This is a genomic window from Salegentibacter flavus, from assembly GCF_900115145.1.
Lineage (GTDB): Bacteria > Bacteroidota > Bacteroidia > Flavobacteriales > Flavobacteriaceae > Salegentibacter > Salegentibacter flavus.
Map to the genome: position 1 here is coordinate 45,273 of NZ_FOVL01000022.1, position 11,834 is coordinate 57,106.

Annotated in this window: 11 protein-coding genes; 4 read left to right on the plus strand and 7 right to left on the minus strand. The window is 39.4% G+C overall.

Annotation, left to right across the window (positions count from 1 at the left end):
* Positions 1-17: 17 nt before the first annotated feature.
* Positions 18-479, plus strand: a complete 462-nt coding sequence (locus BM266_RS14485; RefSeq protein WP_093410954.1) for a 5'/3'-nucleotidase SurE — start codon at positions 18-20, stop codon at positions 477-479.
* Positions 480-544: 65 nt separating this feature from the next.
* Here the strand turns inward: BM266_RS14485 and BM266_RS14490 are convergent, their stop codons facing one another.
* Positions 545-1,042, minus strand: a complete 498-nt coding sequence (locus BM266_RS14490; protein ID WP_093410955.1) for a PepSY-like domain-containing protein — start codon at positions 1,040-1,042, stop codon at positions 545-547.
* Positions 1,043-1,230: 188 nt separating this feature from the next.
* Here BM266_RS14490 and BM266_RS14495 point away from each other — a divergent pair, with 188 nt between their 5' ends.
* The 3 genes from BM266_RS14495 to BM266_RS14505 are packed head-to-tail and all read left to right on the plus strand — an operon-like array spanning position 1,231 to position 4,252.
* The gene (locus BM266_RS14495; protein ID WP_093410980.1) at positions 1,231-1,878 is read left to right on the plus strand and encodes a PIG-L deacetylase family protein; all 648 of its coding nucleotides are present in this window, start codon (positions 1,231-1,233) and stop codon (positions 1,876-1,878) included.
* A gap of 29 nt (positions 1,879-1,907) precedes the next feature.
* On the plus strand, positions 1,908-3,050 hold the full coding sequence (locus BM266_RS14500) for a glycosyltransferase family 4 protein (protein ID WP_093410958.1): 1,143 nt from the start codon (positions 1,908-1,910) through the stop codon (positions 3,048-3,050).
* An 11-nt stretch (positions 3,051-3,061) separates the two neighbouring features.
* On the plus strand, positions 3,062-4,252 hold the full coding sequence (locus BM266_RS14505) for a glycoside hydrolase 100 family protein (RefSeq protein ID WP_093410960.1): 1,191 nt from the start codon (positions 3,062-3,064) through the stop codon (positions 4,250-4,252).
* Between the two features lie 16 nt (positions 4,253-4,268).
* Here the strand turns inward: BM266_RS14505 and BM266_RS14510 are convergent, their stop codons facing one another.
* The 6 genes from BM266_RS14510 to BM266_RS14535 all read right to left on the minus strand — a co-directional run bounded on the left by BM266_RS14510 (position 4,269) and on the right by BM266_RS14535 (position 11,235).
* On the minus strand, positions 4,269-5,729 hold the full coding sequence (locus tag BM266_RS14510; RefSeq protein WP_093410961.1) for a glycoside hydrolase family 130 protein: 1,461 nt from the start codon (positions 5,727-5,729) through the stop codon (positions 4,269-4,271).
* A gap of 163 nt (positions 5,730-5,892) precedes the next feature.
* A complete protein-coding gene (locus tag BM266_RS14515; RefSeq protein WP_093410963.1) occupies positions 5,893-6,567 on the minus strand; it encodes an ABC transporter ATP-binding protein in 675 nt (224 codons plus the stop codon).
* Positions 6,568-6,574: 7 nt separating this feature from the next.
* Entirely contained in the window at positions 6,575-7,837 is a 1,263-nt protein-coding gene (locus BM266_RS14520; protein ID WP_093410964.1) for an ABC transporter permease, read from the minus strand.
* Positions 7,834-8,829, minus strand: coding sequence for an efflux RND transporter periplasmic adaptor subunit (locus tag BM266_RS14525; RefSeq protein ID WP_245760460.1), 996 nt, complete (start codon positions 8,827-8,829; stop codon positions 7,834-7,836). Before BM266_RS14525 ends, BM266_RS14520 begins: the two co-directional genes overlap by 4 nt.
* A gap of 381 nt (positions 8,830-9,210) precedes the next feature.
* The gene (locus tag BM266_RS14530) at positions 9,211-10,293 is read right to left on the minus strand and encodes a sensor histidine kinase (RefSeq protein WP_093410968.1); all 1,083 of its coding nucleotides are present in this window, start codon (positions 10,291-10,293) and stop codon (positions 9,211-9,213) included.
* Positions 10,294-10,617: 324 nt separating this feature from the next.
* Positions 10,618-11,235, minus strand: a complete 618-nt coding sequence (locus BM266_RS14535; RefSeq protein WP_093410970.1) for a DUF4097 family beta strand repeat-containing protein — start codon at positions 11,233-11,235, stop codon at positions 10,618-10,620.
* Positions 11,236-11,834: the final 599 nt, after the last annotated feature.

Genomic DNA, 11,834 nt, shown 5'->3' on the forward strand with positions numbered 1-11,834 from the left:
TCAGGGCTGGAAGGACTATTGGCCACCCAACCTGCCGAGCGGAAGGGAGTTCAACCTGGGACTCCGGGACACTTTCAGCCGCAAGGCAGGCAGTACTTTTTGGAATACGAGGTATTGCTTTTAGTGTTTCCGTAGGGGACAGGGAACCCGATTTTGACGCTCTCGAACCTTTTGTGAGAAATGCCTTCGATGAAGTGATCGATAAGGAAGACCGGGAACTTCTAAATATCAATTTCCCACGTTTTCCCGATTGTGAAATCCTATGGACTTCACAATCTGTGAGGCATTATGACGGTAAGGTCATCGCCAATAAAGATCCTATGGGAAGACAACATTACTGGTTTACCGTAATACCTATTGAACCTGAAGATGAAGGTTCTGATCGCTGGGCAGTTAAACAGGGGAAAATCAGTATAACACCTATGATCCTGGATCTTACAGATACAGAATACCTTCAAAGCAGAGAAAAAGCCAGGTGATTTTTTATATATCAAGAAAATAAGAGCGGTTTTGCCGCTCTTATTGGTTTTTTTAAAACTTCATTTTAGAGGAAATTTCCTTTTTCATCGGTTTTGATCCGCATTCGTTTGTCACCGTTTTCAAGAAGGACCTTATATCGTTTCTTAACATTACCACTTTCATGATAGTTTACCCGGTACACATCTTCGGCTATATTCCAGTTGGGAAAGCGTTTCGCAATTGCATCCCTTACAGCCTGGGGCAAGGCAACATCTTTAAACTTTTCAGCGGTACGCAATAAATTACCATCCTTGTCATAGGAAGCCAGGATTTTACCTTCGGGAATAAAGAAATTTACGGTATAAAAGTCATATTCATCGGCATAAAAATCTGCATTCCTAATATCATACTGGGCCACTTGCTGCTGAAGTTGCTTTACAGGAATAGCTGCCTCCTCATCTCCCGCTGCATCCAGATATTTATAATTAACGGCAACCAGTTCAATTTCCGGCAATTCTGTGATCTGAGCAAAAGATTGGAAGGTAAACCCCAGCACAAAAAGAGTTATTAATAGCTTTTTCATGATATTGATATTTTAGAATTAACACTTGAATTTACTATAAATTTATATTTCATAAAATGATATATATCAGTATATTACAATAATATTTTGGTTGCCAATCACCTTTTAAAATAAATCGTTTCTATTGATATATATCATTGTTATCGAAAGGCTTTGCCGGTAATTTTATTATTTCTGATGTAGGAGCTATGAATTCGATCTTAACTATCCCGGGAAGAAAGGTGGCGGTTATTGTGGCACATCCCGATGATGAAACTCTATGGTGTGGAGGTCTTATCCTTATGCATCCCGGCCATCACTGGTATATAATTTCCCTCTGTAGAAAATCAGACCCCGATAGGGCACCTAAATTTCACAAGGTCCTGGAGAAGCTGAATGCAACCGGAGCCATGGGGGATCTCGATGATAGCCCGGAACAGTTTCCGCTGGAGGAAAAGGAAGTAAAGAAAGTAATTCTCGAACTTTTGCCTTCTCAAAATTTTGATCTTGTGATTACACACGATCCCTCAGGAGAATATACCAGACATAAGCGCCATGAGGAAACGGGAAGCGCGGTTATCCAGCTTTGGAATAAAAACGAGATTAGGCTAACAGAACTCTGGACTTTTGCGTATGAAGATGGAGGGAAAATGTACTTTTCAAAAGCAATTGAAAGTGCTTCAATTTTCCAGCCACTTCCTGAGAAGATATGGGAAATGAAATTTAAATTTATCACAGAAATCTATGGCTTCGAACCTGGTGGTTTTGAGGCTGAGACAACACCAAAGACCGAAGCTTTCTGGAGATTCAAAAAGCCTGAGGAAGCGCTTAAATGGCTGAAAAGATCCCAATCATAAAGCTATTAATATTGTTAAACTGAAATACTATGAAAGTACTGGTGCTTTACGATTACCCACCCTCTCCGGGAGGTTTGGCCACCCAGGGAGATCTATTGTTTAAAGGGCTCCTGGAATTGGGTATCGATGCTCATGCGGCTCATTTCGAATCTGCGCAGGAGAAAGAGTGGTACTACCGCTGGTTCAAACCCGATATTGTGCTAGGAGTGGGCTATTGGGGGCACATCCCGCATCTTATCCTGCATCCGCAGCGCTATGGTATTCAGCCTGTCCCCTGGTTGGTAGCCGATGGGTATATTGCAAATTACCAGGAAATACTCAATGAATTACCCCTTATTCTGGTCACTTCTAACTGGGTTAAGGAAATGTATGTTCGCGATGGGATAAAACCCGATAATATTGAAGTGCTTCCGGTAGGCTGCGATACAACTGCGTTCATTCCTTTTAAGAAAGATGATCCTAAAATTCAGGCTATAAGAGACTCTCTCGGGATTCCCCCAGATCAGATTATGATATTAACCGTTGGAGGTGATGCCGCTTCCAAGGGGGCACAGGAAGTCATGCAGGCCCTGGCCATTATCGATACACAGGCGCCCGACTGGAAATATGTGTGTAAAGTATGGCCCCAACCAAGAACAAAAGTCCAGAACCTACTGGATCTGGAACTGGCTCGGCAGCTGGGGATAGAAAAGAATATCTATTACGCCACCAACACAACCTCCCGCAATTTTATGCCTTACCTGATAGGCGCCTGTGATATTTATGCTGCTCCTTCACGGCTTGAGGGTTTTGGCATGCCCCAGGTAGAGGCCGGCGCCTGTGGCAAACCGGTTATAAGTTTAAATGCCATGGGAATGCTGGATACTTTGATCCATAATAAAACAGCCTTCCTTGCTGAAATCGCTAAACAAAATGTGGTGAATGAAGTGATCTTAGGTAAGGAATCCGGATTTAAGAAGAATCATAGGGTGAGCTTTGATTTTCCGCGAACTGTAGATTACCGAGCCAATGTTCAGGATATTGCTAAGTATCTGCTTCAGTTAATGAATGATCCCGAATTACGCCAAAATATGGGAGAAGCAGCCCGTGAACATGTGGTCAATAATTTTGACTATAAAATAGTGGCAAAAAAATTTGTACAGATAATTCAGAATAAACTGGGTATTGATTAAAATTATTAAAAATGAATGCTGAAAATCAACATAAAATAGCTGAGGCTAAAAAAGCGGCTTTGGAGGTCCTGCTTAATAATTCAAGAGGAACAAAGCATGGTCTTCCCAGAACAGCTGCCTGGGGTTACCCCGAACCTTATACCAGAGACCTGATGCTTGCTATATTAGGCGTCGCTGTGAGCGGTAATTCTGAGTTGATTGCAAGTTATAAGAAGGTTTTAGAAAAGCTTTCTGAAACGCAGTCTGAAAAAGGACATATTCCTTCTCTTGCCAATGACAAGGAAGACAGGGGCGCCAGTGACACCACACCCTTATTTTTACTTGGGGTTGGGATTTACAGGAAACTCCTAAAAGATCCCGATTTTCTGAAGGAACCCGTAGAAAAAGCTCTTCTGTGGATGGAATATCAAAGTCCCGCAGATCAATATCTTGTAGCCCAGCAACCTACAAGTGACTGGCGGGACGAACAATGGGTTTTGGGATATGGCCTTTTTGTAAATACCTTGGTTTACAGCTACCTGAGGATGTTAGGTTATAATGAAAGAGCAGATTCGGTTCGCAAGGAAATGGACAGATTTGCCATCACCGCAGAAAAAATGCACCATTATGTGCACGAAGGTTTGGTGTTAAAGAACAAACCCTATTATGCTTTATGGTCTTACAAGATATTGAGAAGTGAACGCTTTGATCTATTGGGAAACAGTCTGGCCATTCTCTCCGGTTTAAGTTCTCCATCCAGAGCACGACGAATGATTAACTGGATCGAAAAAGAATGCGAAGCTATGCAATTAAGTGGGGATCTGGCAGTGGACCTTCCCCCAAACTTTTTTCCATTCATTAAACCCCGGGACCTTGACTGGCACGAGAGATATAGCTCATTTAATCTTCCGGGAGATTATCATAATGGCGGGAACTGGCCATTTATAGATGGAATTTATATAGCTGCCCTTGTTGCCGCAGGAAAATTTGCTCTTGCAGAAAAAAAACTGCTGGAACTAACCCGGATAGTTTCTATGTCCAGGGATCCGGAACTGGAATTTGGTTTTAATGAATGGATAAAGGCACAGGATGGAACTCCCAAAGGACAGGACTGGCAAACTTGGAGTGCAGCATTATATCTCTATGCCGCCAATTGTGTGACTATCAGGAAAACCGATTTTTTTGATGAGATGAGAAAAAGGCCTGTTTTGGACGAAGATTAAATTGATCTAAGATTAATTATTTTTTTAATTCTGAATACAACTCATCCATATTCACTACGGCATAAGTGGAAGAATAGTCTGATACGGCATAAGGTAGGATTAGGTGATTGTTGTGAATTATAGATCCGCAGGAATATACCACATTAGGGACATAGCCTTCGCGTTCACTTTCTAAAGGAGTAATTAAAGGCTCTTTTAACCTTCCAATTTCTTTAGTGGGATCATCCAGATCAAAAAGGGATGCGCCAATACAGTAACGGCGCATGGGGCCAACACCGTGAGTTAAAACAAGCCAGCCTTCTTCGGTCCAGATGGGAGATCCACAGTTTCCAATTTGGGTAAATTCCCAGGGATATTTGGGTTCCTGAATTTTAATTGGATCATTCCACAAGGTTGATCTTTCAGAAAACATCACATAATTATTTACCCCATCAACGCGGGCAAGCATGGCATATTTTCCATTCACCTTCTTTGGAAAGAAGGCCAGGTTTTTATCTTTTGCGCCATTCCCGTGGAGTGGCATAATTCTGAAGGTATAAAAATCGTCAGTAGAGACGAGTTTTGGCAGAATTGTGTGCCCGTCAAAGGCGGTATAAGTAGCGTATATTTTTGCAGTATTATCCTCGTCGTGAAAGCAAACAAAACGGGCGTCCTCAATTCCCCGGCTTTCTGAAGCAGATATAGGGAAAATCACCCTTTCAGTAATATCGGAATCGTGATGGAATTTCAGGTCATAGAATGAATCTACCAGCCAGGTTATCTCCTCTAAAGCCAATTGCTTTTCTGCTTTTATTCGTTTGTTATTTAACACCTCGGCCACTGATTCTTTTAGGGAATAATATTCAAATTTATCAGGGAGGGGTTCCATGATGGTCATTATATACTTTTCGGGGATATCCATTTCTTTAAGCTTCTTGATAAAGCGTTCTTTATCATAAAGTTTCTTATGCGAGATCTCCGGCATATCGATATCTACCCCAATCTTGCGAAGTTTAATATTACAGTTTTTATCGATTATAGCCCTTCTGAAGACAATTGAAGAGATGTGCCCTTCTCCTGTTGCCCGGAAGGATAAAATAACCCTTTTCTCGCCAGGTTCCAGCAAGGTCTGATCAAAATCTTCCATTATTGAAGGATTAAAGAATGCAGCAGATTCGATTGAATACTCCATTGTGCAATATGCCCCTATCAGCAACTTGCGTTCTTCAGAAAGTTGATTGATATCCACTTGCATTTTTTCGATTATTCCCTGCAAATGTTGAAAATGCCTGATGAAAACCCGGGAAATATTTCTATGCCTGTGAGCAAATTCACGCAGGGTTTGTTCCAGGGCAAGTTGAACCTCGGTCTCTTCCAGGGCAAGAACTCTGGCAACCAGTTTTTGGGTTCTTAAATCGCCGGCTCTAAAAAACCGGCCAATAATTCTGCTGGAATCCGGAAGGAACTCCACATCTTTTCGAATAACTGAAACACTCATCTTATTGAATTTAAAAGCGATAGTACTATTAAAGATAGTGAATTAGTGCGTTTTTTAGAGATCAATTAACAGGAAGTTTTAAATTGAAATCAAAATTTTTCTTTCAGGAAAAGCCAGTAATATTTTAAATGAAATATCAGCTTTTAAAGTTTTATTCAAAAGTTTATTCAATAATACGGCCGTCCTCCAGGTAGATCGTGCGGTCGGTTCTTTTGGCAAGATCTTCATCATGAGTAACCATAAGTAGGGAAAGGCCTTTGTCGTCTTTTAAAGTTTTTAAAATCTGGAACAAGTTCTCTGAATTATTACTATCCAGGTTTCCGGTAGGCTCATCTCCAATAAGAAGAATCGGTTCATTTATAAGAGCGCGGGCAACAGCAACCCTTTGTTTTTCACCTCCTGAAATTTTCGAGGCCTTTTGAGAGTCCAGATGCCCAATATTTAGTTTCTTAAGTAAATCCATAGCCTCTTCCCTGATTTCCGCCGGAGTTTTGAGTCCTAATTTCTTCGCAGGAAGCATCACGTTCTCCAGCACACTGAACTCCGGCAAGAGATAGTGAAACTGAAATATGAAACCTATCTTTTTGTTCCGAATATGGGATAGTTCCTGCTGGGATTTTCCGGTTACTAATTCATTCTGGAGAAAAAGCTCCCCGGTATAGTCGGTATCCATAGTTGATAGGATATAGAGCAAAGTAGATTTCCCGGAACCCGACTTACCCATAATACTTGCAAATTCTCCTTGTTTGATACCCAGACTTATATCCTTTAGGACATGGAAAGGTTTTGCCTTTCCAAAATATTTATTGATATTTTTTGTTTCCAGTATTAAACTCATAATAATTTCAGTTTCCACGAATTATTTGTACCGGATCTATATTTTTTGCTCTTTTAGAAGGAAAATAAGCTGCGATAAAAGTGCATAAAAGAGCGAAGAAGAACCCGATTATATAACTGGCTGGATTATAATTAACAGGATAAGTGGTGATAGTGGGCAAAGCCTCGGTTTCAAAGGAAACATTGTCTATAAAATTAGACAGTCCGAAGCCAAGGATAAGCCCTAGAATTCCTCCGGATATTCCGATAAATGCGGACTGGCTCAGGAAAATCAATTGCACATCTGCCCCTGAAAAACCAATTGCTTTCAGAATAGCAATATCATTCATCTTTTCATAAATAAGCATATTCTGAATATTATAGATCCCAAAACCCGCAACTATTAGTAGGGTGATGGATACTGCATAAGTGATAAGATTTCTCACGTTGGTTCCCGTTTCAAACTGTGCGTTAATCTCATTTATGTCTATAGCAGAAACATTATATTTCCTTTCCAGGACTCTGGCCAGGGCAGGGGCCTGGGTGATATCATTTAGCTTAATATTGATATCGGTGATATAATTTTCAGCCTCGCCTAAGATCCTTTGTACTGTTTTTAGATTGGCAAAACTTTGTATATCATCAATTTCGGCTATACCGCTTTGGTATATACCTACTACTTTTAAATGGAATCTATCACCCCTGGCAGTACTAACCATTATTTTCCTCCCAACCGAGAGAGACATTTTTTTGGCTATGCCGGATCCAAGCAGAATACCGTTTTCAGTGTTTTTCAAATCCATGATGCTCCCCTGGGTAATATAATCCTGAATGTTGGAGAGTTTGGATTCTTTCATAATATCTACTCCGGTTAAATTCCCGCCTAATTCAATAGTTCCTGAGAGGTAGAAGATCTGGGACTGTAACTGTGGACTTGCTCCCAGGACCTTTTCATTTTTCTCAAGATCATTTAATATGGGTAGTGCATTATGGATTTTCCTTTGGTTTTGCCTGGGTTTTATAGAATGAATGATAGGAATGGCATCCTCAAATTCCTTGTAAAGAGCGATTGGTTGCTTTTCGCTTGGTTTTATTTCGTTGAAGAGATGAATGTGGGGCACCTGATTTAAAATAAGGTCGTCGAGCATGGAATTTAGGCCTGTCATAAAACTCACCAGAGTTATATAAGCTGCTATTCCAAAGGTTACTCCAATTGAAGCTGTGACGGTAGATTTCAGTTTAGTGAACAGATGCGTCTTCGCAATTTCTAATATTACTTTCCAGGATCTCATTGTTCCGGTTTGTAAATAGGTTCATTTTCATCAATACCAGAAATGATCTCTATATGTTCCATGTCCTGGATTCCGGGAACAATCCTTACCGGTCCATCCTCAGTAAGAACCCGGTCCTCATCCAAAAGATACTCTTTGGGAATAATTAAAGCATCTTCTTTTTCAGCTACAACAATATTTGCTTCTCCCACCAGCCCCGGAAATAATTTAGGAGGATCTTTTAAAAAGTTAGCTTCAATTTTAAAGGTTTGAGTGCTTTCATCCTTAGCCGGGTATATTTTTTTAATCTTAGCCTCGAAAACCCGGGAACCGTAGGCCTCTAAAGTGACGAAAGTTTTCTGTCCTACTTCAACCTTAACGATATCCATTTCATCTACCAGGAGCTCTATCACAAAATTATTCGCACTTCCTATAAGGGCTAATGGTTCTACGGTATTCACAATCTCACCCGGCTCCTTATAAAGCGCATATATAACTCCATTAATTTTGCTGGTGACGGTGAACTCTCCGGAAGTGAATTCCGAAGATTTATAATTATTTAAGGCCTGTCGCACCTGAATCGATAAGTCATTTCTGGTACGTTCATATTCTTCTTTTAAAACCTGAAGTTTATTACTGGAAAGCTCATATGCAAGCTTTCTGTTTTCGTAATCCAATTTAGAACCTATTTTTTGTTCCCACAATCTTTTTTGTCGGTGGTAATTAATAGAATCATTTCGCAGGTTTAGCCTCGCCGATTCAATTTCTTTTTCCAATGATTTAAGTAATGCAGAGGTGCCACTGTAATTGTCCCTGGCTTGCTGAAAACTGAGTTTTGCGTTCTCCATACTTAATTCGGGAGCAATATTTATGAGTTGAATGATAGGAGCTTCAGCTTCCACCCGGTCACCTTCTTCAACAAGATTTCGGTCAAGAATGCCAATTACAGTAGCATAAGCCTTATAAAGACTGTCAGGTTGAATAACTACGGAAGAATATACAGATTCTACCAATTTGGCCCTTTGAGGTGTAATTTTCTCTGCCGGCTTTGAACAAGAGTAAAAAATCAGAAAGACAGAAATTATAAAAGCAGCTTTCATTGGATCAAATCTTTCTCAAATTAAATCAAAATTCTGTTGGAAAAATATGAGGAAAGTCATTGAAGGCTATGCCTTTATGTGCAAATGAGGAGATTTATATTAATCCAAATTTTATAAATGTAAATATCATGGATAGTAGGAGAGAGAGGGTTAGATGAAAAATAGTTTACTTACCTGCGGCCGGTGATCTCTGGTGTGGTAGCGAAATCAGTGTTTTTTTTATTCTTAGTTAACTTAAGTTGTAGGGTAGAAGACCTCCATTTACAGAAAGCTAAGTCAAACGGTTAGATCAAGCTATTTTTTAAAGAAGACACTAAAGGTGGCACCTTCTCCCTCTTCGCTCTCGAGTTTTATCTTGCCCTCATTATCCTCGATCATTCTTTTTACTACATAGAGCCCCATTCCGGTTCCCTGGATATTCTCAGATAACCTTGAAGATTTTTTAAATACCCGCCTTTGATCTTTAATGGGGATACCCAATCCATTATCCTGCACACACAGGATAACAAAACCTTTCACTTCCTCTGTGGATATTTTAATCTTTGAATTTTTTCTGGGATCGCTAAATTTAACAGCATTATAAATAAGGTTATAGAACACGCTTCTGAGGCTGTTCCTAGGAAAGATGATTTCTGCTACCTTCAAATCTGTAATCACCCTTATCTTTTTCTCTTTGATTTCCCCCTTAAGGGCGGTAAGTATGTTATGGCAGATATCTTCAATGTTTAGCGCCATCTCTTCGGAAGATTCTCCATTCTCATCGACCTTACCCGAAGTAAAATCCTCAACCATGGTATCCAGAGTTTTTGAAGACTCTTTGAGGGTTTTGATCCATTTTACAAACTGCATGGAATCGTTTTTTTGATGGGCCAATAATAAGCCATCGGCGATTAAAGTGATGGTTGAAATGGGTTGCCTTATGTCGTGTGATAAGGCATACTTAAGAGTCTCGTATTGAGAATTCAATTTTTCCAATTCTCTCAAGGCCTTCAATCGCTTTGTGATGTCTACAAAAGTGATGATCACTCCATTGATAACATCCTCCTCGTGTTCTATATAAGGCACAATATTCATCTGGAACCAACGACCATCAGTGGTCTGCACTTCTTTTTCGAGAAACTTGTTGGTATTATCTATTACAGCTTCTATATCTTCAACAACGTGAGGATAACGCAAATTGTCTTTGATGTCTGAGATGCTCTTTCCCACGTGATCATAGGTGAGCGAAAACTGCTTCATAGCAGGAGGGGTGAAGATCCTCAAAATAAGATCTGCATCCACAAAAAGCTGCGGAATTATAGTATTAGAAAAGTAATTTGATAGGTCAAAATTGAGTTTCCGTAATTGCCGGGCATCTCTTCTAGGCGTCTCAGTCATATGGACAAATCTAAGACATTAATTTTTAGCAACATATAACAAAAATAAAAACGTAAAATAGCTGCCGAATAACTCTTTAGATATTAAAATAATTTTTAATTAGTTTTAGCATATTCAGCCGGCTTTCCTCCGTTATTTCATCCAACAAAAGGGATGAAACACCTACACCGGAGTGACATCCCCCGAAGCTTCGGCGGAAACTGCTGTCTACTATTCCCTTTTCGCTTTAAACCTTTCTTCAGAATTGGTTTTAAACGTATAGCTTTTTATTCAGGGAGTTTAGAACTACAGGTGGAATAGCTAGAGGCGGAATTTTTGATGAATTTAATTTAAAACAATAGTTCCGTTTACTGTATTTAATTGTATAGAATTTTGGGAGTTTTCATTTTCTAATGACACTTCTTCTCCTATAAAATTTTCTTTGTGGTGAAATGCTAATTCTTCAGTAGTTTCGATTCTTCCAATCACAGTTTTAGCAATTACAGAAGAATCTTTTCCGGGAAGTTCAATCCTTCCATTCACGGTATCTAATTTTAAGTCACCTTCAAATTGTTTAATTTTGATATTCCCGTTGACTAAATCAATAGCAATATTCCCTTTAACATAATCAGATATGATTTCGCCAGTAATACTGGATATATTAAGTTTCACATTCTTTGGAACCATTAATTGATAATTGAATTCGTGATCTAATCCATTGGTGTAGATAACACCGATATCCGGTAATTCCTGATCTTTCTGGTACGCCTTCATAACATATTTGGAATTGGAGGTAATAAATACAGTATGTTTTTCTTCTTTGAGTTCAACCCTAAATAGCTCGGTGTATTTTGGGTCTTGTGTTTTCACTACTGCTACAACCTGGATCGTAGGTTGATCCCAGGTGATAATTTCAATGGAAGATGCGAAATCCAGATCAACATCAATAGTCTGATTGATCATTAAATGCCGTCTCCTTTTTAATATTTTTTTGCGCCTGAATATTTATTGATGCAAAAACAAAGAGAATAATTAGTACATTTTTCATAATTGTAAATTTTGATTGATTTTATAACAGGTACTTCACCTGTTTGCTATAATGACGATATCAAAATTTAAAAGTTGCAGATAACAGGGACATCTCAATAACCCCCCTTATAGGCAAATACATGAATTTTTCAGTATCTAAGATATTAGCAATGCCTGGAGAAAGATGTTTATTCATGAAAACCCCCACGTTTTTACTGGGCTACGAAGATTTGAATCATTCTCGAAAGTTAGAGAAGAATTTCAGGCTTGACCCCTTTTTTGTTGGTCCTGCGGCTTGAAAGCAAGCTTTCGCCTGGATGCAACAAAAAAGCCCCGCACTTTCCGTGCAGGGCTTTTCTTTGTCGGGGTGGCAGAACACTTTTAAAACGCTGCAAACCCCAGTATTTATATGGTTTCACGCAGATCCAATTTTTTGAACTCACGATTAACTCACAATTTAAATAGAACGTATTGGTGCAGTTTGATATTCTGACCTAACCAAATATACAAATAATTGGATTATTAATCCTCTC

What these genes read in the sequence shown, in the direction of transcription:
- BM266_RS14530 (WP_093410968.1), bottom strand. Translation starts at nt 10,293, where the DNA reads ATGACTGAGACGCCTAGAAGAGATGCCCGGCAATTACGGAAACTCAAT.
- BM266_RS14495 (WP_093410980.1), top strand. Translation starts at nt 1,231, where the DNA reads ATGAATTCGATCTTAACTATCCCGGGAAGAAAGGTGGCGGTTATTGTG.
- BM266_RS14515 (WP_093410963.1), bottom strand. Translation starts at nt 6,567, where the DNA reads ATGAGTTTAATACTGGAAACAAAAAATATCAATAAATATTTTGGAAAG.
- BM266_RS14510 (WP_093410961.1), bottom strand. Translation starts at nt 5,729, where the DNA reads ATGAGTGTTTCAGTTATTCGAAAAGATGTGGAGTTCCTTCCGGATTCC.
- BM266_RS14490 (WP_093410955.1), bottom strand. Translation starts at nt 1,042, where the DNA reads ATGAAAAAGCTATTAATAACTCTTTTTGTGCTGGGGTTTACCTTCCAA.
- BM266_RS14520 (WP_093410964.1), bottom strand. Translation starts at nt 7,837, where the DNA reads ATGAGATCCTGGAAAGTAATATTAGAAATTGCGAAGACGCATCTGTTC.
- BM266_RS14505 (WP_093410960.1), top strand. Translation starts at nt 3,062, where the DNA reads ATGAATGCTGAAAATCAACATAAAATAGCTGAGGCTAAAAAAGCGGCT.
- BM266_RS14500 (WP_093410958.1), top strand. Translation starts at nt 1,908, where the DNA reads ATGAAAGTACTGGTGCTTTACGATTACCCACCCTCTCCGGGAGGTTTG.
- BM266_RS14535 (WP_093410970.1), bottom strand. Translation starts at nt 11,235, where the DNA reads ATGATCAATCAGACTATTGATGTTGATCTGGATTTCGCATCTTCCATT.